The 21,057-nt window shown below is 56.2% G+C and carries 18 protein-coding genes; 14 read left to right on the plus strand and 4 right to left on the minus strand.

What is annotated here, in order from left to right:
- Positions 1-167: 167 nt before the first annotated feature.
- The 4 genes from aroL to ppnP all read left to right on the plus strand — a co-directional run bounded on the left by aroL (position 168) and on the right by ppnP (position 2,217).
- Positions 168-692, plus strand: a complete 525-nt coding sequence (gene aroL, locus Q5705_09430; GenBank protein WLI78736.1) for a shikimate kinase AroL — start codon at positions 168-170, stop codon at positions 690-692.
- Between the two features lie 50 nt (positions 693-742).
- The gene (gene yaiA, locus Q5705_09435; protein ID WLI78737.1) at positions 743-934 is read left to right on the plus strand and encodes a protein YaiA; all 192 of its coding nucleotides are present in this window, start codon (positions 743-745) and stop codon (positions 932-934) included.
- 232 nt (positions 935-1,166) lie between these two features.
- Positions 1,167-1,844, plus strand: a complete 678-nt coding sequence (locus Q5705_09440) for an AroM family protein (GenBank protein WLI78738.1) — start codon at positions 1,167-1,169, stop codon at positions 1,842-1,844.
- Between the two features lie 88 nt (positions 1,845-1,932).
- Positions 1,933-2,217, plus strand: coding sequence for a pyrimidine/purine nucleoside phosphorylase (gene ppnP, locus Q5705_09445; GenBank protein ID WLI78739.1), 285 nt, complete (start codon positions 1,933-1,935; stop codon positions 2,215-2,217).
- 46 nt (positions 2,218-2,263) lie between these two features.
- On the opposite strand, the gene rdgC is transcribed toward ppnP, so the two are convergent.
- Positions 2,264-3,175, minus strand: a complete 912-nt coding sequence (gene rdgC, locus Q5705_09450) for a recombination-associated protein RdgC (GenBank protein WLI79002.1) — start codon at positions 3,173-3,175, stop codon at positions 2,264-2,266.
- Positions 3,176-3,274: 99 nt separating this feature from the next.
- On the opposite strand from rdgC, the gene mak reads away from it, so the two are divergent.
- Positions 3,275-4,183, plus strand: a complete 909-nt coding sequence (mak, locus tag Q5705_09455) for a fructokinase (GenBank protein ID WLI78740.1) — start codon at positions 3,275-3,277, stop codon at positions 4,181-4,183.
- A 33-nt stretch (positions 4,184-4,216) separates the two neighbouring features.
- On the opposite strand, the gene sbcC is transcribed toward mak, so the two are convergent.
- Positions 4,217-7,357: an exonuclease subunit SbcC gene (gene sbcC / locus Q5705_09460; protein ID WLI78741.1), complete on the minus strand. Its 3,141-nt coding sequence runs from the start codon at positions 7,355-7,357 to the stop codon at positions 4,217-4,219.
- A complete protein-coding gene (gene sbcD / locus Q5705_09465) occupies positions 7,354-8,556 on the minus strand; it encodes an exonuclease subunit SbcD (protein WLI78742.1) in 1,203 nt (400 codons plus the stop codon). The genes sbcC and sbcD overlap by 4 nt, the downstream gene beginning before the upstream one ends.
- 198 nt (positions 8,557-8,754) lie before the next feature.
- On the opposite strand from sbcD, the gene phoB reads away from it, so the two are divergent.
- From phoB to malZ, 5 genes are all read left to right on the plus strand, one after another.
- Positions 8,755-9,444, plus strand: coding sequence for a phosphate response regulator transcription factor PhoB (gene phoB / locus Q5705_09470; GenBank protein WLI78743.1), 690 nt, complete (start codon positions 8,755-8,757; stop codon positions 9,442-9,444).
- 21 nt (positions 9,445-9,465) lie between these two features.
- The gene (gene phoR, locus Q5705_09475) at positions 9,466-10,764 is read left to right on the plus strand and encodes a phosphate regulon sensor histidine kinase PhoR (GenBank protein WLI78744.1); all 1,299 of its coding nucleotides are present in this window, start codon (positions 9,466-9,468) and stop codon (positions 10,762-10,764) included.
- A gap of 407 nt (positions 10,765-11,171) precedes the next feature.
- Positions 11,172-12,491 carry a branched-chain amino acid transporter carrier protein BrnQ gene (gene brnQ, locus Q5705_09480; GenBank protein ID WLI78745.1) on the plus strand — a complete coding sequence of 440 codons (1,320 nt, stop codon included), beginning with the start codon at positions 11,172-11,174 and terminating at the stop codon, positions 12,489-12,491.
- Positions 12,492-12,575: 84 nt separating this feature from the next.
- Positions 12,576-13,925 carry a proline-specific permease ProY gene (gene proY, locus Q5705_09485; GenBank protein WLI78746.1) on the plus strand — a complete coding sequence of 450 codons (1,350 nt, stop codon included), beginning with the start codon at positions 12,576-12,578 and terminating at the stop codon, positions 13,923-13,925.
- A 116-nt stretch (positions 13,926-14,041) separates the two neighbouring features.
- A complete protein-coding gene (gene malZ / locus Q5705_09490) occupies positions 14,042-15,859 on the plus strand; it encodes a maltodextrin glucosidase (GenBank protein WLI78747.1) in 1,818 nt (605 codons plus the stop codon).
- Between the two features lie 42 nt (positions 15,860-15,901).
- Here malZ and acpH read toward each other — a convergent pair whose 3' ends face one another.
- A complete protein-coding gene (acpH, locus tag Q5705_09495; GenBank protein WLI78748.1) occupies positions 15,902-16,483 on the minus strand; it encodes an ACP phosphodiesterase in 582 nt (193 codons plus the stop codon).
- 94 nt (positions 16,484-16,577) lie between these two features.
- On the opposite strand from acpH, the gene queA reads away from it, so the two are divergent.
- Genes queA through secD form a run of 4 tightly spaced genes read left to right on the plus strand, consistent with a single transcriptional unit; the run spans position 16,578 to position 21,056 of the window.
- Complete coding sequence (gene queA / locus Q5705_09500) at positions 16,578-17,648, plus strand: tRNA preQ1(34) S-adenosylmethionine ribosyltransferase-isomerase QueA (GenBank protein WLI78749.1); 1,071 nt, start codon at positions 16,578-16,580, stop codon at positions 17,646-17,648.
- 51 nt (positions 17,649-17,699) lie between these two features.
- Positions 17,700-18,827, plus strand: coding sequence for a tRNA guanosine(34) transglycosylase Tgt (tgt, locus tag Q5705_09505; GenBank protein WLI78750.1), 1,128 nt, complete (start codon positions 17,700-17,702; stop codon positions 18,825-18,827).
- Between the two features lie 21 nt (positions 18,828-18,848).
- Positions 18,849-19,181, plus strand: coding sequence for a preprotein translocase subunit YajC (gene yajC, locus Q5705_09510; protein WLI78751.1), 333 nt, complete (start codon positions 18,849-18,851; stop codon positions 19,179-19,181).
- Positions 19,182-19,208: 27 nt separating this feature from the next.
- Complete coding sequence (gene secD / locus Q5705_09515; GenBank protein ID WLI78752.1) at positions 19,209-21,056, plus strand: protein translocase subunit SecD; 1,848 nt, start codon at positions 19,209-19,211, stop codon at positions 21,054-21,056.
- Position 21,057 lies beyond the last annotated feature (1 nt).

A 21,057-nucleotide genomic window follows, 5' to 3' on the forward strand; every position in this document is an offset into this window, starting at 1 on the left:
CCGGTAAGGAATCTTTACAGGGAAAGCGCCATCCAGTCGGGCTTCTCCTGAAAATTTCGCAAAAGTGTAACGTTATTCTTACGATGAATGTTGTACTCGTTTAGTGATATCATCGCCGTCTTATTTTGTGTCCCACATCGCATGGGATCCGGAGGGAACACCTGCTCATGACGCTACCCATTTTTCTTATCGGCGCACGCGGCTGCGGTAAAACCACCGTTGGCCGGGCGCTGGCGCTGGCGCAGGGATGCCAGTTTGTTGATACCGATAGCTGGTTGCAGGAGGCCGCGCAACAGACCATCGCCGGGATTGTTGATAACGAAGGTTGGGAAGGGTTTCGCGCCCGTGAGACGGCGGCACTGGAAGCGGTTAGCGCACCGGCTCAGGTGGTGGCGACCGGCGGCGGGATTATTCTCAGCGATTATAACCGCCGTTTTATGCGTGAAAACGGGGTAGTGGTCTATCTCTGTGCGCCGGTCGATGTGCTGGCAGGACGGCTGGAAGCGTTCCCGGAAGAGGGACAACGCCCGACGCTCACTGGCAAACCCATCAGCGAAGAGGTCAGTGAAGTGCTGGCATCGCGCGATGCGTTATACCGGGAAGCGGCGCATTACGTGGTCAACGCGGCGCAACCGCCCGCGCAGGTGGTGGAAGAGATCGAAGCGGCACTGCAACTGGCGCGCGCCAGTTAGCGAAACGTTTGTCTATACTTACAGCTCGAACCGCAAAAAGAGGAAGAGCTATGCCGACTAAACCGCCCTATCCGCGTGAAGCCCGCATTGTTGCTGTTGAAAAAGGAGCGAGCGATGCGAAGGTGACCTGGTATGAACTGCGCGCCGATCACCCGAAACCCGATTCATTGATCAGCGAGCATCCCACGGAGCAAGAGGCGCTGGACGCCAAAAAGCGTTACGAAGATCCGGACAAAAGTTAAGCTTTCGGTTTCCCCTGGGAAATTCCTGGACGCGTAAGAAAGTCGCTTGCGTCACATTTTTTGACTGGCTTAATGCCAGTCACTGACTCATATTCATTGTTACCGGAAAATATAAGAACACGGAGTGGCATGTTTTCTTTACACGGTAGCAGTGACGACACGATGCATTGTTGGCAGTGCGCCGTAGCGAGAACGCATAAGAATAAGCAGTGTAGAAAGGCGGAAATCAGAAATGAGTGCGACTTTGGCGATCCTCACCGTAGGTGTGGTGCCGGTAAAAGAGATCATACCGCTTCTGGCGGAGCATGTTTCAGAAGATCAAATCACCCATATTAGCCTGCTGGGGAAGATGGATCCGGAAGACGTCCGCATTGATTATTGCGTCGATCCCGGTGAAAGCGCGATCCCCACGCGTCTGAGCGACGATAGCCTCGGTATGGTTTCCCGCGAGAAAGTCGAGCGCGATCTGCAAAGCGTTATCGAAGTGCTGGACAACCAGGGTTACGACGTCATTTTGTTGATGAGCACGGCAGATGTTCGCGGGTTAAACGCCCGTAATGCCATTCTGGTGGAGCCGCAACGCATTATTCCGCCACTGGTTGCGTCGATTGTTGATGGGCACCAGGTGGGCGTGATCGTGCCGATCCCCGAACTGATGGCGCAGCAACAGAGAAAATGGAAGGTGCTGGAAAATGAGCCCTACTATGTGCTGGCGCATCCTTTCTTATCGAGCGAGTCTGAATTGATTAATGCGGGAAAAGAGTTGCTGGAGCGCGGAGCCGATGTGTTGATGCTCGATTGCCTTGGCTTCCATCAATATCACCGTGATTTACTCCAGAGAGCGCTTGATGTCCCGGTATTATTGTCCAATGTTCTGGTCGCGCGGCTGGCATCTGAACTGCTGGTCTAGGCCGCAGTTCAGCGCAATTTAGCGTGACAGAGGCAAAGCCCGGCCTCTATAGTGTTTTTCCTGTCATTTTCTCTATAAGGGCCAGTTCATGCTTCAAAGCAACGAATACTTTTCCGGTAAAGTGAAGTCCATTGGGTTTACCAGCAGCAGCACTGGTCGCGCCAGCGTCGGCGTCATGGTGGAAGGGGAATATACGTTCAGTACCGCACAGCCGGAAGAGATGACGGTGGTCAGTGGCGCGCTGAATGTGCTGTTGCCAGGCGAAACCGAGTGGAAAATTTTTACCGCCGGTGAGGTGTTCAACGTGCCTGGCCAGAGCGAATTCCATTTGCAGGTGGCGGAACCGAGTTCCTATCTTTGCCGCTATTTGTAAACCTTGTCGCCGGATAAGCGAAGCGCCATCCGGCAACATCAATGGCTTAACGCTGGGCTTCGCCGCCCAGGCCTTCCACCAGGTTTTGAATCAATGCCGCCAGTTCGCCGGTCATCAAAATAAAATCGGCATCAAAACGCTGGGCGACATCTTCCCGGTCGATATCTTCGTTCTGATCGCGCAGTTCATCGCTGAATTTCAGGCGTTTTACCGAACCGTCGTCGCACATCAAAAACTGGATCCGCTGTTGCCAGTCGAGCGCCAGCTTAGTGACCACCTTGCCTGCTTCGATATGCACCGCGATCTCATCGCTCACCAGATCCTGCTTTTTCGCGCGGATTACGCCGCCATCTTCCAGCAGCGCTTTCAGTTCTGCTTCGTCCAGCAACTGGAAACCCTGCGCTACCGTGCCGGAACGCACCCATTCGGTCAGCGTCAGCTCAATCGGATTTTCCATCGCCAGCGGCACGACCGGCAGCGAACCCAGGCTTTTACGCAGCAGCGCCAGCGTATCTTCTGCTTTCTTGGCGCTCGCGCAGTCGACCATAATCAAACCGTTAACGGTATCGATCCACATCATGGTCTGGCTGAAACGACTGAAAGCACGCGGCAGCAGCGAGTGCAGCACTTCGTCTTTCAGGGAATCTTTTTCCGTTTTTTTCAGTTTGCGACCCTGCTCGGCTTCGAGACGGGAAATTTTCGCTTCCAGCGCCTGTTTCACCACCGGCGTGGGCAGAATTTTTTCTTCTTTACGTGCGCAGATAATAATCTGGCCGTTATTGGTGTGGGTCAGCGCGTCGCTGTGTGAGCCCATCGGTGGAACCCATCCGGTTTTCGCCATATCCTGACTACCGCATGGAGTAAACGTTAGCGGCGCAAGCTGTTTTTCCATCTCTTCCGCTCGCAGCGCCACATCGCGGCTGAGACGGTATACCATTAAATTTTTGAACCACAGCATGATTGTTTTCACGGCCTTGTCGTTAAATGCAGCGGGCATGATAGCGAATTGTCGCCGCGCTTGCATCGCTAATGCGTGGTCCACTATGAGGAGTTTGATGTGCGTATCGGTATCGATTTGGGTGGTACAAAAACAGAGATTATCGCGCTGGACGAGGAGGGCGAAGCAGTGTTCCGCCACCGCCAGCCTACGCCGCGTGACTATCAGCAGACCATTGAGCTTATCGCTTCGCTGGTCGAGTTGACGGAAAAAGAGACCGGCCAGCGCGGCACGGTTGGCATGGGGATCCCCGGCTCTATCTCGCCTTACACGGGCGTGGTGAAAAACGCCAACTCCACCTGGCTCAACGGTAAACCGTTTGATAAGGATTTGAGCCAGCGGTTAAACCGCGAAGTGCGGCTGGCAAATGATGCAAACTGCCTGGCGGTATCAGAAGCGGTGGACGGCGCGGCGGCGGGTGCGCAGACGGTGTTTTCGGTGATTATCGGCACCGGTTGCGGTTCCGGCATCGCCCTTAACGGTCATTCCCATATTGGCGGCAACGGCACGGCGGGCGAGTGGGGCCACAATCCGCTGCCGTGGATGGACGATGACGAACTGCGTTATCGCGCCGAAGTGCCGTGTTATTGCGGCAAACAAGGGTGTATTGAAACCTTTATTTCCGGCACCGGTTTTGCCACGGATTACCAGCGCCTGAGCGGAAAATCGTTGAAGGGTAACGAGATTATGCGCCTGGTGAGCGAGCAGGATGCCGTCGCTGAACTGGCACTAAGCCGCTATGAACTGCGGCTGGCGAAATCGCTGGCGCACGTGGTGAATATCCTCGATCCGGATGTGATTGTGCTCGGCGGCGGCATGAGTAACGTCGAACGCCTGTACCAGACGGTGCCGGGGTTAATCAAAAACTGGGTGTTTGGTGGCGAATGCGAAACGCCGATCCGCAAGGCATTGCACGGTGATTCCAGCGGTGTGCGCGGCGCGGCGTGGTTATGGCCGCAGGGCGAATAAGGTGAGTGGGCGCGGTTTCCCGCGCCCATTTTGCTAGCCCACAGCATATTTCCCGTCGAGTTTGCTGTACCCCAGGCCGTTTATTTTCTTCACTTTAATCTGCACCGGGATGCGCTCTTTCATCGCCTCAACATGGCTTATCACGCCGATGGTTTTGCCGGTGGCGTTCAGCGCATCCAGCGCGTCGAGCGCGGTATCCAGCGTTTCACTGTCGAGGGTGCCGAAACCTTCATCCAGGAACAGCGAATCAATGCGGGTTTTATGGCTGACCAGATCGGATAACGCCAGCGCCAGCGCGAGGCTCACCAGGAAGCTTTCCCCGCCGGAAAGGGTACGCGTATCGCGCACCGCGTCTGCCTGCCAGGTATCCACCACTTCCAGCTCCAGCGCTTCACTCGCTTTGCGTTTCAGCAGATAACGCCCATGCAGGCGGGTAAGCTGGTTATTGGCCAGCCACACCAGGTTATCCAGCGTCAGCCCCTGGGCGAATTTACGGAATTTATCACCCTCTTTCGAGCCGATCAGCGAATTCAAGTGACCCCAGTCGTCGCAGCGCGTTGCGGCTTGCTCAATATGCTGCAACAACGTTTGCTGGCGCTTGCGATTGTCTGCGTCCTGCTTCAGTTGCTGGCGCAATTCCCCCTGGCGGGTGGTGTTTTCACGCAGCTGGCGCGACGCATTCTCCAGTGCCAGCCCGGCGCTTTCTGCGCTGGCATGGGCATCAAGATCGGCGGGCCGTTGCGCCTGATGCACGGCGACAACCTGTTCGGCGCTTACCGCCAGCGCCTGTTTCTGCTGGCAATCGGCCTCCAGCTTCTGGCGTAACTGTTCAAGGCGCAGGCGCTCGCCATCGTCGAGCAGGGCGCTTAAAAATGCTTGCCGATCGTCAAACATGCTGGCGGCCAGCGCCTCGTTAAACTGCCGCTCCAGTGCGCGTTCGGTCTCTGTCTCCTGCGCCAGTTGCTGTTGCAGGGTTTGCCACTGGCTGCGCAAGGAGACGCACGTATCGTGCACGGTGCGCCAGCCCTCCAGCGCCACCTTTTGCCCGTCGGCGGGGGTATCGTCTTCAGGCAAGGTTTCAAGGATCGGCGTTAACAGCGCCATCCGCTCGTGCAGCGCGGTCAGTTGCTGTTGATGCTGCTGCCACTGCTCCGCTTCCTGCCCACGCGCCGCCAGCCACGCCTCTTCTTCACCTTCCGGCGGCAGCGTAAGATCCAGCGACCTTAGGGCAGTGACCAGGCTTTCGCGGCGGCGCTCTACGGCCTGTTGATACTGCTCGCTCTGTTGGCGTAGCTCATTGATTTGCTGCTGCAAGGTCTGGCGCTGGTTGAGCAGGTAAAGCTGATGCTCATAGGCATCCTGCGCGCTTTGCCAGCTAGTCAGGTCGCGATGTGGCTCCAGCGTCACGCCCAGCGCCGCGCAGGCTTTAGCCCACTCTTCCAGCCAGCTTTGTTCCTCTTGCTGCAAGTTTTTGGCTTCGCGCTCATCTTTTTCATAGCGCTCGGCGAGGCCTTTGAGCCGTTCGCCCAGTGCAACCCCGTCTTCTTTCATCTGGCGGACTTCAATGTCCAGCACGTTAAAACGTGTCTGATTGATTCCCGGTTCGATAGCCTGATAGTGCGCGACCGCCGGATGTTCCGTTGCGCCGCACAGCGGGCAGGGGTGGCCCGGTTGCAGCCGCGCGCGCTCGCTTTCCAGATCTTTAATGCGGCTCTCCAGCTCGCAGATGGTGCGCACGTCGCTCAGTAACTGATTCTTTTCTTTATATTGCTCGCGCTTACGTGCCAGCTCGGCGTTGAGCTTTTCCTGCTCTGCTTTCAGATCCAGCAGGCTTTGTTGGCGCAGGCTTAATTGTTTGTGCAGCGGTGCGTAGCGGGCGTGCAGGGCGGTCAACTGCTGGCGCAGGGGGCGGTTTTGCGCGCACAGCGCCATTGCGGCGGCGGTCTCCTCAATGCCCATTTCCAGCGTCGATTCCGGCAGCGTACGCAGCCGGTCATTGTGGCTCTGCACGCGTTGCTGCAAGCCTTGCCACTGCTTTTTCTCTTCTGCTAATTGAGTGAACAGCACCCGCCAGCCGGTAAGTTCGCTCTGCCAGCGGGCAAAACGTTCATGTTCGGTTATCCAGCTCTCCAGCGTTTTGCGCGAGGCCAACAGTTCGGCATGTTGCTGCACGGCGCTAAACCGCATGCGCGCGCGTTGTACCAGGCTGGCATGTAAGCGAGTGTTCACTTCCTCATTCTGCTTGCGGGTTCGGGCCAGTACGTTGTGTTGCTCTTCAAGCCGCTGCCAGAGCGGGCGAAGCAGTTGCGCCGGTTGCGCCCGCTCCAGCGTGGCCAGCTGTGGCTGCGCCTGTTTCTGCTCCTGCTGCGCCAGTGTCAGCGCCGCCTGCGCACGGCCAAGGGCGGCGCGTAATTCCGTGTCGCGATTGAGCCATTGCGCCTGGGTCTGCACCGCGCGCTGCCCGGCCAGCAGCGCGTGTTCCTCCGAAGTGAGCGCCTGCAAACGTTGTTCAAGCTGTTCGCGCTGCTCCTCGTTTAGCAACGCCACGCCTTCGGCCTGGGTGCGCAAACTTTCCAGTTGGCTTTTCTCGGTTTTATGCTTTTCAAACACCATCGCCGAGATCTGCCCATAAATTTCAGTCCCGGTGAGTTCTTCCAGCAACTCGGCGCGCTCGCGGGGTTTTGCATTAAGAAAGGCAGCAAACTGGCCCTGCGACAGCAGCATCGAACGGGTAAAGCGCCCGTAATCCAGCCCGGTAAGTGAAGCGGTGAGATCGAGCTTATCTTTCACTTTATCGGCGAGGATCTTGCCGGATTCGCACAGCGCAAGCTCGACGCGCGGAGCCTGTAAGTTGCCGTCCACCAGCCCGCGAGCGCGGGTCTGGCTCCAGAACGCCCGGTAAGCGACGCCTTTAACTTCAAATTCCACCTCCGCCAGGCACTCGGCAGTGTCGCGGGTCATTAAATCGTTTTGCGATTGCGATAGCGTGCTCAGGCGCGGCGTTTCGTGGTACAGCGCCAGACAAATGGCGTCCAGCAGCGTCGTTTTCCCGGCGCCGGTCGCGCCGGTAATAGCAAATAAGCCATTGCTGGCAAACGGTTCGTCGGTAAAGTCGATTTTCCACTCGCCCTTCAGCGAGTTGAGGTTTTTCAGCCGTAAACTGAGGATCTTCATGCCTCGTTCTCCTCATCCAGCGCCTGGCGGGTTTCACTAAATAGCGTGAGTAAACGCGCACTTTGCGTGTCGTCGAGCTCCTCCTGAGCCAGGCGGCGGGCAAAAACGTCTTCTACTTTTAATTCACTTAACGTTTCGCGCAGTTCACCAGCCAGCAGGCGTTCCCGTAACTCGCGGCTGCGGCGCACCAGCAGCACTTCGACGGGTAAATCTTCCGTTACCTGCTGGATTTTGCGCTGCATATCCACCAGATAATCGCTGCTGATAATTTCGATATCGAGCCACACGGGTGTGTCAGTCGGCGCATCGCGCCACTGCTCAAGCTGGCGGCAAATCTCAGCAAAATCCCCTTTGACCACCGCCAACGGCTGGGTTGCAGGCACCTCAAGCGGCGTCACTTCCGCCAGCTTGCCGTCGGCGAAAGTCACCAGATTGATGCTCTTATTTTTGCCGGTCTCATCAAAACTCAGCGGGATGGGCGAACCGCAGTAGCGAATGTGCTCCTGGCCGCCGATTTTCTGCGCCCGGTGAATGTGCCCGAGCGCGATGTAATCTGCCGGCGGAAAATTTTGTGCAGGGAAAGCATCCAACGTGCCGATATAAATATCACGTACCGCGTCACTTTTGCTGGCACCGACGGTCGTCAAATGGCCGCTGGCGATGATCGGCAGCGGTTTATCGCCGCGCAGGGTGCAGGCGGCGGTGAATTGCTGTTGATAATAATCGGTGATGGCTGCCAACAGGTGTTGCTGCTTCTGCTGCCCGGACATGCCCGCCTGGCTGACGGTGATATCGCGCGGGCGCAGAAACGGTACCGGGCAAAAGATGGCGCCCGGTTCGCCATCGCGGCGGTAAAGCAGGAACGGGTCAACGCCCGCGCTGGCGACCACCGTGGTTTTCAAATACGCGAGGATTTCTTTGGATTCATTCAGCGTGGCGACGGAATCATGGTTGCCTGCCAGCACGATCAGTTGGCAGCCGGTGCGCTGCAAGTTGACCACAAAGCGGTTATATAATTCGCGTGCATAACTGGGCGGCGAACCGGTATCGAAAATGTCCCCGGCAACGATGATGGCATCCACTCGGTGGCTTTCCGCCGTGATCAGCAGCCAGTCGAGAAACGCGTTATGTTCGGCGGCCCGGCTTTTGCTGTAAAAATTTTGGCCCAGATGCCAGTCTGATGTGTGAATAATGCGCATAGTGATCCCGTGGCAATAAAGCATAACGGCGATTATAAACATTAAGCAGATGAGGGACATATCCAGGTGGAAATTTGCGTTGTCATACTCAGGACGTGAGGGTCATCTTACGGTCATCTTATTCATAAATCTGTCATAAAACTGACGCATACTAACGCCGCTATATATACTGATGACTTAATTAAAACAGGGCAAATCATGGCGAGAAGAATTCTGGTCGTAGAAGATGAAGCACCGATCCGTGAAATGGTGTGCTTCGTGCTCGAACAAAATGGTTTTCAGCCGGTAGAAGCTGAAGATTATGACAGCGCGGTGAACCAGCTTAACGAACCCTGGCCGGACCTGGTTTTGCTGGACTGGATGTTGCCCGGCGGCTCAGGTATTCAGTTTATTAAACATTTGAAGCGCGAAGCGATGACCCGCGATATTCCGGTGATGATGCTGACGGCGCGTGGGGAAGAAGAGGATCGCGTGCGCGGTCTGGAAACCGGTGCGGATGATTACATCACCAAGCCTTTTTCACCGAAAGAGTTAGTGGCGCGCATTAAAGCCGTGATGCGCCGCATTTCACCGATGGCGGTGGAAGAGGTCATTGAAATGCAGGGGCTAAGCCTCGATCCCTCGTCACACCGCGTGATGACCGGCGAAAACCCGCTGGATATGGGGCCGACGGAATTTAAACTCTTACACTTCTTTATGACCCACCCGGAGCGGGTTTACAGCCGTGAACAACTGCTGAACCACGTCTGGGGAACCAATGTTTATGTTGAAGACAGAACCGTGGATGTGCATATTCGCCGTCTGCGTAAAGCGCTCGAACACAGCGGGCACGACCGGATGGTGCAAACAGTGCGTGGCACGGGATATCGTTTTTCGACCCGTTTCTAAAATTTGACAGGAGTGTGACGCGTGCTGGAACGGCTGTCATGGAAAAGGCTGGTGCTGGAGCTCCTCCTTTGTTGTATCCCCGCCTTTATACTCGGCGCGATTTTCGGTCATCTGCCCTGGTTTTTACTGGCGGCGGTGACTGGCCTGCTGATTTGGCATTTCTGGAATCTGTTGCGTCTTTCCTGGTGGTTATGGGTCGATAAAAGTATGACTCCGCCGCCCGGCACGGGAAGCTGGGAGCCGTTGTTATATGGCCTGCACCAAATGCAGATGCGTAACAAAAAACGCCGTCGCGAACTGGGCAGCTTAATCAAACGCTTTCGCAGCGGTGCTGAATCCCTGCCGGATGCGGTGGTGCTTACTACCGAAGAGGGGATGATCTTCTGGTGTAACGGCCTTGCGCAACAACTGCTGGGGCTGCGTTGGCCGGACGATAATGGCCAGAACATCCTTAACCTGCTGCGTTATCCCGAATTCACCCAATACCTGAAAACCCAGGCGTTCGGCAAACCGCTCAATTTGGTGCTCAATACCGGGCGTCATCTGGAGATCCGCGTGATGCCCTACAGCGAGCAGCAACTGCTGATGGTGGCGCGCGATGTCACGCAAATGCACCAGCTTGAAGGCGCGCGGCGCAACTTTTTCGCCAACGTCAGCCACGAGTTGCGCACACCGCTCACCGTGCTGCAAGGCTACCTGGAGATGATGCAGGAGCAAAGTCTGGAAGGCGCGCCGCGCGAAAAAGCGTTGCACACCATGCGGGAGCAAACGTCGCGCATGGAAGGGCTGGTGCGCCAGCTTTTAACGCTGTCGAAAATTGAAGCCGCGCCAACGTTACCGCCCAACGAGATTATCGATGTCCCGATGATGCTGCGGGTGGTCGAGCGGGAAGCGCAAACCCTGAGCCAGCAAAAGCAGACGTTCACTTTTGAGGTCGACAGTGACTTAAAAGTGCTGGGTAATGATGAACAACTGCGCAGTGCCATCTCTAATCTGGTCTATAACGCGGTGAATCACACGCCTGCCGGTACGCACATTATTGTGCGCTGGCAGCGGGCGCCGCACGGCGCGGAGTTCAGCGTGGAAGATAACGGGCCGGGGATTGCCGCCGAACATATTCCGCGTCTGACCGAGCGTTTCTACCGGGTTGATAAGGCCCGTTCCCGGCAAACTGGCGGCAGTGGCCTGGGGCTGGCGATTGTCAAACATGCCGTGAATCATCACGACAGCCGCCTCGATATCGTCAGTCAACCGGGCAAGGGGACGCGCTTTAGCTTTGTCCTGCCGGAACGTCTGGTTGCCAAAGTCCCCGTTAGCTGACAACGCTGTCAGTTTATCTTTCCAGCGGCCTACCTCAGCGGGCCGCTATTTCACACTCTGAACTTCACCTGAAACGTATTTTGTACGCTTGCTGCTTTTTTGTTCGCATGATCAGCCATGTGTTTTTCTTATAAATGGAGTATTTAACTGGTTGTTGTTTTCTGCTTAGTATAAATATCTGGTTTTGCGATCCCGACTTGCCTTTAAACGTTATAAGCGTTTAAATTGCGCCCCTGAATTGTCAGACCAACTGCATTTGTGTGGTAAACCGAAAAACTATTCTTCGCCACGCTGTGTATTAAGCATTTCCCGCTGATTTAACGCCAAACTGGTGCGTTATTGTCCGCCTGGAAACGCCGAAAAAATCATCATTTTTACGACACCACATCCACAGGCAGTAAGAACTTATGACCCATCACTTAAAACCGCGTGACATCGTTGCTCTGGGCTTTATGACCTTCGCCCTGTTCGTTGGCGCAGGTAACATTATTTTTCCTCCTATGGTCGGCTTGCAGGCGGGTGAACACGTCTGGACAGCGGCGTTTGGCTTTCTGATTACGGCGGTGGGCCTGCCGGTGCTGACCGTGGTCGCGCTGGCGAAAGTGGGTGGCGGCGTCGATAGCCTCAGTACGCCGATTGGTAAAGTCGCGGGTGTCCTGCTGGCAACGGTTTGCTACCTGGCCGTCGGGCCGTTGTTCGCCACGCCGCGTACCGCAACCGTTTCTTTTGAAGTGGGAATTGCGCCGCTGACTGGCGATGGCGCAATGCCGCTTTTGATTTACAGCATCGTCTATTTTGCGCTGGTGATTCTGGTGTCGCTCTATCCGGGCAAACTGCTGGATACCGTCGGCAACTTCCTCGCGCCGCTGAAAATCATTGCCCTGACCATTCTTTCTGTCGCCGCGATTATCTGGCCTGCTGGCCCGATCAGCCACGCGCTGGAAGCTTACCAGACCGCGCCGTTCTCTAACGGTTTCGTCAATGGCTACCTGACGATGGATACGCTGGGCGCAATGGTCTTCGGTATTGTGATTGTTAACGCGGCGCGTTCGCGCGGTGTTACCGAAGCGCGTCTGCTGACCCGTTACACCGTCTGGGCTGGTCTGATGGCCGGTGTCGGCCTGACGCTGCTGTATCTGGCGCTGTTCCGTCTGGGTTCCGACAGCTCTTCGCTTGTCGATCAATCCGCGAACGGCGCGGCGATCCTGCATTCTTACGTGCAGCACACCTTCGGTGGTGCGGGCAGCTTCCTGCTGGCGGCGCTGATTTTCATCGCCTGCCTGGTCACCGCCGTTGGCCTGACCTGCGCCTGTGCTGAGTTTTTCGCGCAGTATCTGCCGCTCTCTTACCGCACGCTGGTCTTTATTCTGGGCATCTTCTCGATGGCGGTCTCCAATCTGGGTCTGAGCCACTTGATCCAGATTTCGATTCCGGTGCTGACCATGATCTACCCGCCGTGCATTGTGCTGGTGGTGTTGAGCTTTAGCCGCTCTTTCTGGCACAGTTCTACCCGCGTTATCGCACCGGCCATGTTTATCAGCTTTCTTTTTGGTATCCTTGACGGCGTGAAAGCGTCCGCGTTTGCTGAACACCTTCCGGCCTGGACACAGCGTTTACCGCTGGCAGAGCAGGGCCTGGCCTGGCTGATGCCGAGCCTGGTGATGGTGGTTCTGGCGGCAATCTGGGATCGCGCAGCAGGACGTCAGGTCACTTCCAGCGCGCATTAACAGCAGCAAACACGGTTTGTTCAACCACGGGGTAGCGCACTCCGTGGTTTTTTATTTTTGTGATGAATAACGGCAGTGGAAACGATGGAAAGTACTAATAAGCTGAAGCGTGGGCTAAGCACCCGCCATATTCGCTTTATGGCGCTGGGTTCAGCGATCGGCACCGGGCTGTTTTACGGCTCCGCAGATGCCATCAAAATGGCCGGGCCAAGCGTGTTGCTGGCCTACATTATCGGTGGGGTTGCGGCGTACATCATTATGCGGGCGCTGGGCGAAATGTCCGTGCATAACCCCTCCGCCAGCTCCTTCTCACGCTACGCGCAGGAAAACCTCGGCCCGCTGGCAGGCTATATCACCGGCTGGACTTACTGTTTTGAAATTCTGATTGTCGCTATTGCCGATGTCACCGCCTTCGGCATCTATATGGGTGTCTGGTTCCCGACGGTGCCGCACTGGATTTGGGTGCTGAGCGTGGTGCTGCTGATTTGCGCCATTAACCTGATGAGCGTGAAGGTGTTCGGCGAACTGGAGTTCTGGTTCTCTTTCTTTAAAGTCGCCACCATTATCATCATGATTGTTGCCGGTTTCGGCATCATCATCTGGGGCATTGGCAACGGCGGCCAACCGACCGGGATCAGCAATTTGTGGAGCCACGGCGGCTTCTTCAGCAACGGCTGGCTCGGCACGGTGATGGCCCTGCAAATGGTAATGTTCGCCTACGGCGGCATCGAAATTATCGGTATCACCGCCGGTGAAGCCGAAGATCCGGAGAAATCGATTCCCCGCGCCATCAACTCCGTGCCGCTGCGTATTCTGGTGTTTTACGTCGGGACGCTGTTCGTGATTATGTCCATCTATCCGTGGAACCAGGTGGGAACCGACGGTAGCCCGTTCGTGCTGACCTTCCAGCATATGGGCATTACCTTTGCCGCCAGCATTCTTAACTTTGTGGTGCTTACCGCGTCGCTTTCAGCGATCAACAGTGATGTGTTCGGCGTCGGTCGTATGCTGCACGGCATGGCCGAGCAGGGCAGCGCCCCGAAGATGTTCGCCAAAACTTCACGGCGCGGTATTCCGTGGGTCACCGTGCTGGTAATGACCCTCGCGCTGCTGATGGCGGTTTACCTCAACTACATCATGCCGGAAAACGTCTTTCTGGTAATTGCCTCGCTGGCGACCTTTGCCACCGTGTGGGTGTGGATCATGATCCTGCTGTCGCAAATTGGTTTCCGCCGCCGTCTCTCTGTTGATGATGTGAAAGCGCTGAAGTTTAAAGTGCCGGGCGGCGTGGCGACGACCATCGCCGGGCTGATTTTCCTGGTGTTTATTATCGCGCTGATTGGCTGGCACCCGGAAACCCGCATCTCCCTGTATGTGGGCTTCGCGTGGATCGTACTGCTGCTGATTGGCTGGCAGTTTAAACGCCGCAAATAAATCCCCCGCTCATCTCTGCGCCCCGCTTCTCACCCCCGTAAAAAGGTGGAAAGAAGGAGGCGCAAAACGGCATGCTGTGGCTACAGTGGTGTCATTTTGAGCAAAGGGGATTTTTGATGTTGAATGCATGGCACCTGCCCGTCGCGCCATTTGTAAAAGAGCACCAGCAACAGCTGATCATTAGCCTGTGGCTCGCCGGCACCCGCTTGCCGGAACGCGTGACATTACGCCTTGAGATCGATAACGAAGAGACCGCCGTGGTAATGCATCGCGGGCGTAAAACCGCTGAGAATGGTGTGACTGTCTGGCGGGCTGCTATCGATTTGACCCGCGGCCAGCCGCGTCGGCGCTACAGCTTTAAGCTGCTGTGGGAAAACCGCCAGCTATGGTTCACCCCGCAGGGTTTGAGCCGCTTTCCACCCGCCAGCCTGGAACAATTTGCCATCGATGCGCCCGATAGCGGCCCGGCCTGGGTCGCCGATCAGGTGTTCTATCAAATCTTCCCGGATCGCTTTGCCCGCAGCCAGCCGCGTAAGGCGAGTCAGGATAACGTCTATTACCACCACGCTGCCGGTCAGCCGATTGTTTTTCGCGACTGGGATGAACCCCTCACCGGTGAAGCGGGCGGCTCCACCTTTTACGGCGGCGATCTGGCCGGCATCAGTGAAAAACTGCCGTACCTGAAAAAACTCGGCGTCACCGCGCTCTATCTCAACCCGGTGTTTGTCGCCCCGAGCGTGCATAAATACGACACCGAAGATTACCGCCATGTCGATGCGCAATTCGGCGGCGACGACGCACTGCTCCGTTTGCGGCATAACACCCAGGAAAATGGCATGCGCCTGATCCTCGATGGCGTGTTTAATCACACAGGCGATTCCCACGCCTGGTTCGACAGGCATAACCGCGCGACGGGCGGGGCATGTCATAACCCCGATTCACGCTGGCGCAGCTGGTACAACTTTGATGAAAACGGCCACGCCCACGACTGGCTCGGCTATGCGAGTCTGCCGAAACTCGATTACCGCTCGCCAGAGCTTGTCGACGAGATCTACCAGGGGGAAGAGAGCGTCGTGCGTCACTGGCTGAAAGCGCCGGGGAACATGGATGGCTGGCGGCTGGATGTGGTGCATATGCTGGGTGAAGCGGGCGGGGCGCGCAACAACCTGCAACATGTCGCGGGCATTACCCGGGCGGCGAAAGCGACGCAGCCGCAGGCTTACATTGTGGGTGAACATTTTGGCGATGCGCGCCAGTGGTTACAGGCCGACGCCGAAGATGCGGCGATGAACTACCGGGGATTTACCCTGCCAGTGTGGGCGTTTCTGGCGCACACCGATATCTCTCTCGATCCGCAGAATATTGATGCGCAAACCTGCGCCGCGTGGATGGATAACTACCGTGCGGCGCTGTCGCATCAGCAGCAACTGCGCATGTTTAACCAGCTCGACAGCCACGACACACCGCGTTTTAAAACCGTGCTCGGCAGGGATGTGGCCCGCCTGCCGCTGGCGGTGGTCTGGCTCTTTTGCTGGCCCGGCACGCCCTGCATCTATTACGGCGACGAAGTGGGGCTGGACGGCGCCAGCGATCCCTTCTGTCGCAAGCCTTTTCCGTGGGATAAAAAACGCCAGGACAGCCGCCTGCTGGCGCTCTATCAACGTATGGCGAAACTGCGTTCGCGCAGCCAGGCCCTGCGTTACGGCGGATGTCTGGTGGTTTATGCGCAGGAAAACGTGCTGGTATTTATGCGCGTTTACCGCCAGCAGCGCGTGCTGATTGCCATTAACCGCAGCGAAGCCTGTGAAGTGGTGCTGGAGGACTCCCCTTTGCTGCGGGCGAAAAACTGGCGGCTTAAAGAAGGTGTGGGTACGTTACAGGACGGTGTGCTGGCACTTTCTGCCATCAGCGCTTCTGTCTGGTCTGCCTCCTGAGCCAGGTAAGTGCAGCGGGGTGAATTGCAGGAAGATGCGTTGCTAAAGGGCTCTGGCGCGCGCCTGCGCCATCATCCGTGGGTAAAAATCCCAGAACAATGCTTCCAGCCCGCTGTAATGGGCGTCCAGATCTTGCCAGGAGTCGCGCAGGGCATCGAGGCGCGGGCGGCGGCTCGCCATGCCGTTAAGCACATTCTGGATAAACGCCATCTCCCGGTAACGCTCCATCCAGCGCTCTGACCATAAGTAATTATTTAAATTAACAAAACGTGGCGGCGACTCCGGCAGAATGGTTGCCACCTGCGAATGGGCGTAGCGGACAAAATCCTCCAGTGCGAAGTCGGGAGAAACCTGCGCCCAGTGGCGCGAGAGAAAGTGGTCCCACATCACATCCAGCGTAATCGGCGCGACCCGGCGGGTTTGCGGGCGGAACCACTCGCGGGCGATTTTCACCTCTGGCAGATTGTCAGTCAGCACATCGATCCGCCGATGCATATGGATACCGGCCACCACCTCTGGCGCGTAACTGTTTTCCGGGTTGCCGCGAACAAAATCCGCCAGCAGGTTGCCGGGAAGGGAACTGTCGGCCAGATGGGCTAAATGCAGGTGAGCAAGGAAGTTCATAATCTGTTTCTTATCCAAAAGCGGCTAACGGTTGCAGCGAACGGGCGCGGGCACTAGACTACCCGCCTCTTATTTTTTGTCTCGAGTTAGTGTCATGCGCGTTACCGATTTCTCCTTTGAGTTGCCCGAATCCCTGATTGCCCACTATCCACAGCCCGAGCGCAGCAGTTGCCGCTTACTCTCGCTGGATGGCCCAACAGGCGCGCTGACACACGGTACTTTCACCGATTTACTCGACAAGCTCAACCCGGGCGACCTGCTGGTGTTCAACAACACCCGCGTTATCCCGGCGCGCCTGTTTGGCCGTAAAGCCAGCGGCGGCAAGATAGAAGTGCTGGTTGAGCGCATGCTCGACGATAAACGTATTCTGGCACATATTCGCGCTTCTAAAGCACCGAAACCGGGGGCCGAGCTGTTGCTTGGCGACGCGGAAGATATTCAGGCGACCATGGTTGCGCGCCATGACGCGCTCTTTGAAGTCGAGTTCCATGACGCGCGCCCGGTGCTGGATATCCTCAACGCTATCGGCCATATGCCGCTGCCGCCGTACATTGACCGCCCTGACGAAGACGCCGACCGCGAGCTATACCAGACGGTTTACAGCCAGAAGCCAGGCGCGGTTGCCGCGCCGACCGCCGGTCTGCATTTTGATGAGCCGCTTTTGGAGCGCTTGCGTAATAAAGGCATCGAAATGGCGTTCGTTACTCTGCATGTTGGTGCCGGGACTTTCCAGCCGGTGCGCGTAGACACCATTGAAGATCACATCATGCACTCTGAATATGCCGAAGTGCCGCAGGAGGTTGTTGATGCGGTGCTGGCGGCAAAAGCCCGCGGCAATCGCGTTGTTGCAGTCGGCACCACTTCCGTACGCTCCCTGGAAAGCGCAGCGCAGGCGGCAAAAGAGGCGCTGATCGAACCCTTCTTTGGCGACACGCAAATCTTCATTTATCCAGGCTATCAATACAAAGTGATTGATGCGCTGGTGACCAACTTCCATCTGCCGGAATCGACGCTGATCATGCTGGTTTCTGCATTTGCGGGTTATCAACACACCATGAATGCGTACCGCGCCGCAGTTGCAGAGAAATATCGTTTTTTTAGTTACGGGGATGCGATGTTTATCACGTACAATCCGCAAGCTCTTACAGAACGCGTCGGGGAATAGGTCCGCGGCGCTGGCTTTAAACGTCAGACTGTCTTTCTGGCTGGAGAAAAAATGAAATTTGAACTGGAGACCACCGACGGACGCGCCCGCCGCGGCCGCCTGGTGTTTGAGCGTGGCGTCGTTGAAACGCCAGCGTTTATGCCCGTGGGCACTTACGGCACCGTTAAAGGCATGACGCCGGAAGAAGTTGAAGCCACCGGCGCGCAGATAATCCTTGGTAACACCTTCCACCTGTGGCTGCGCCCGGGCCAGGAAATCATGAAACTGCACGGCGATCTGCACGATTTTATGCAGTGGAAAGGGCCGATCCTTACCGACTCCGGCGGCTTCCAGGTGTTCAGCCTCGGCGACATTCGCAAAATCACCGAAGCGGGCGTGCATTTCCGTAACCCGATCAACGGCGATCCGATTTTCCTCGATCCCGAAAAATCGATGGAGATTCAGTTCGATCTCGGCTCCGACATCGTGATGATCTTCGACGAATGTACGCCGTACCCGGCGGACTGGGATTACGCCAAACGCTCGATGGAGATGTCCCTGCGCTGGGCAAAACGCAGCCGCGATCGTTTCGACGGGCTGGGTAACAAAAATGCGCTGTTCGGCATTATTCAGGGCAGCGTTTACGAAGATTTACGCGATATCTCCGTCAAAGGTCTGGTAGAGATAGGCTTTGATGGCTACGCTGTCGGCGGTCTGGCTGTGGGCGAGCCGAAAGAAGATATGCACCGTATTCTGGAGCATGTTTGCCCGCAAATCCCCGCAGACAAACCGCGATACCTGATGGGCGTGGGTAAACCGGAAGACCTGGTTGAAGGCGTACGCCGCGGGATAGATATGTTTGACTGCGTTATGCCAACGCGTAACGCCCGTAACGGCCACCTGTTTGTGACCAACGGCGTGGTGAAAATCCGTAACGCGAAATATAAAAGCGATACCGGCCCGCTCGACACCGAGTGCGATTGCTATACATGTCGCAATTATTCGCTCGCCTACTTGCATCATCTCGATCGTTGCAACGAAATACTGGGCGCGCGTCTCAATACGATTCATAACCTGCGATACTATCAGCGCTTAATGGCTGGTTTACGCAAGGCTATCGAAGAGGGTAAATTAGAGAGCTTCGTAGCGGATTTTTACCAGCGTCAGGGTCGACCGGTTCCACCTTTGAACGTTGATTAATTTAATAATGAGGGAATTTGAATGAGCTTTTTTATTTCTGATGCGGTAGCGGCAGCAGGCGCGCCTTCACAGGGCAGCCCGATGTCCCTGATCCTGATGCTGGTCGTGTTCGGTCTGATCTTCTACTTCATGATCCTGCGCCCGCAACAAAAACGCACTAAAGAGCATAAAAAGCTGATGGACTCCATCGCTAAAGGTGATGAAGTGCTGACCAATGGTGGTCTGGTTGGTCGCGTAACCAAAGTAGCGGAAACTGGCTACATTGCTATCGCACTGAACGACACCACTGAAGTGGTAATCAAACGTGACTTCGTAGCTGCCGTTCTGCCGAAAGGCACCATGAAGGCGCTGTAATCTATCGTTTTCCCAAAGGGAACTGCCGTGTTAAACCGTTATCCTTTGTGGAAGTACATCATGCTGGTCGTCGTGATTATCGTCGGCCTGCTTTACGCACTTCCCAACCTGTATGGTGAGGATCCGGCTGTTCAAATCACTGGCGCGCGCGGCGTCGCCGCCAGTGAGCAAACGCTGATCCAGGTCCAGAACGATCTACAAAAAGAAAAAATCAACGCGAAGTCTGTGGCACTGGAAGAGGGCGCTATTCTTGCTCGCTTCGATTCTACCGATACGCAGCTCCGCGCCCGCGAAGTGCTGGTCAGCGCGTTAGGTGACCAATACGTTGTCGCGCTTAACCTTGCGCCGGCAACCCCGCGCTGGCTGGGCTACATTAAAGCCGAACCGATGAAACTCGGTCTCGACTTGCGTGGCGGCGTGCACTTCCTGATGGAAGTCGACATGCAAACCGCGCTGAGCAAATTGCAGGAACAGAATATCGACAGCCTGCGCAGCGATCTGCGCGATAAAGGCATTCCTTACACCACCGTGCGTAAGGAAGATAACTATGGTCTGAGCATTCAATTCCGCGACAGCGCGGCGCGCGATCAGGCGAATACTTACCTGACTGGCCGTCATCGCGATCTGGTTATCTCTAATCAGGGCGACAATGTGCTGCGCGCCGTAATGAGCGATGCACGCCTGAGCGAAGCCCGCGAATATGCTGTTCAGCAGAACATTAACATCCTGCGTAACCGTGTAAACCAGCTTGGCGTTGCCGAGCCGCTGGTGCAGCGTCAGGGCTCCGACCGCATCGTAGTTGAGCTGCCGGGTATTCAGGATACGGCGCGCGCGAAAGAGATCCTTGGCGCGACCGCAACGCTTGAGTTTCGTCTGGTCAATACCAGCGTAGATGCCTCCGCTGCGGCGAGTGGGCGTGTACCGGGTGATTCCGAAGTGAAACAGACGCGCGAAGGCCAGCCGGTTGTGCTGTACAAACGCGTGATCCTCACCGGCGACCATATCACCGATTCCACCTCTAATCAGGATGAATACAACCAGCCGCAGGTGAATATTTCGCTGGATAGCGCGGGTGGCAACATCATGTCGAACTTCACCAAGGACAATATCGGTAAGCCGATGGCGACCCTGTTTGTGGAGTACAAAGACAGCGGTAAGAAAGATGCGAATGGCCGTGCAGTACTGGTGAAACAGGAAGAAGTGATTAACATCGCCAACATCCAGTCTCGCCTGGGCAACAGCTTCCGTATTACCGGCATCAATAACCCGAACGAAGCACGTCAGCTGTCGCTGCTGTTACGTGCGGGCGCGCTGATTGCACCGATTCAGATCGTGGAAGAACGTACCATTGGCCCAACCCTTGGTTCGCAGAACATTACTCAAGGTCTGGAAGCCTGCCTGGCAGGTCTGGTGGTCTCCATTATCTTTATGATCTTCTTCTATAAGAAGTTCGGTCTGATCGCGACCTCCGCGCTGGTGGCGAACCTTGTGTTGATCGTCGGTATTATGTCGCTGTTGCCAGGTGCAACGCTGACCATGCCGGGGATTGCGGGGATCGTGCTCACCCTCGCGGTGGCAGTGGACGCTAACGTGCTGATAAACGAGCGTATTAAAGAAGAGCTGAGCAACGGTCGTACCGTGCAGCAGGCGATTCACGAAGGTTATCAGGGCGCGTTTTCGTCCATTTTCGATGCCAACATTACGACATTGATCAAAGTGCTTATCCTTTACGCGGTCGGTACTGGCTCAATTAAAGGCTTTGCGATCACTACCGGTATCGGTGTGGCGACGTCCATGTTCACCGCTATTGTCGGTACCCGTGCCATCGTCAACCTGTTGTACGGCGGCAAACGCATTAACAAGCTGTCTATCTGAG

This window comes from Kosakonia sp. H02, from assembly GCA_030704225.1.
Classification (GTDB): Bacteria; Pseudomonadota; Gammaproteobacteria; order Enterobacterales; family Enterobacteriaceae; genus Kosakonia.

Coding starts and splice junctions, on each gene's coding strand:
- phoB (WLI78743.1), top strand. CDS start 8,755: ATGGCGAGAAGAATTCTGGTCGTAGAAGATGAAGCACCGATCCGTGAA.
- brnQ (WLI78745.1), top strand. CDS start 11,172: ATGACCCATCACTTAAAACCGCGTGACATCGTTGCTCTGGGCTTTATG.
- malZ (WLI78747.1), top strand. CDS start 14,042: ATGTTGAATGCATGGCACCTGCCCGTCGCGCCATTTGTAAAAGAGCAC.
- tgt (WLI78750.1), top strand. CDS start 17,700: ATGAAATTTGAACTGGAGACCACCGACGGACGCGCCCGCCGCGGCCGC.
- yajC (WLI78751.1), top strand. CDS start 18,849: ATGAGCTTTTTTATTTCTGATGCGGTAGCGGCAGCAGGCGCGCCTTCA.
- acpH (WLI78748.1), bottom strand. CDS start 16,483: ATGAACTTCCTTGCTCACCTGCATTTAGCCCATCTGGCCGACAGTTCC.
- proY (WLI78746.1), top strand. CDS start 12,576: ATGGAAAGTACTAATAAGCTGAAGCGTGGGCTAAGCACCCGCCATATT.
- Q5705_09440 (WLI78738.1), top strand. CDS start 1,167: ATGAGTGCGACTTTGGCGATCCTCACCGTAGGTGTGGTGCCGGTAAAA.
- sbcD (WLI78742.1), bottom strand. CDS start 8,556: ATGCGCATTATTCACACATCAGACTGGCATCTGGGCCAAAATTTTTAC.
- queA (WLI78749.1), top strand. CDS start 16,578: ATGCGCGTTACCGATTTCTCCTTTGAGTTGCCCGAATCCCTGATTGCC.
- aroL (WLI78736.1), top strand. CDS start 168: ATGACGCTACCCATTTTTCTTATCGGCGCACGCGGCTGCGGTAAAACC.
- sbcC (WLI78741.1), bottom strand. CDS start 7,357: ATGAAGATCCTCAGTTTACGGCTGAAAAACCTCAACTCGCTGAAGGGC.
- ppnP (WLI78739.1), top strand. CDS start 1,933: ATGCTTCAAAGCAACGAATACTTTTCCGGTAAAGTGAAGTCCATTGGG.
- rdgC (WLI79002.1), bottom strand. CDS start 3,175: ATGCTGTGGTTCAAAAATTTAATGGTATACCGTCTCAGCCGCGATGTG.
- yaiA (WLI78737.1), top strand. CDS start 743: ATGCCGACTAAACCGCCCTATCCGCGTGAAGCCCGCATTGTTGCTGTT.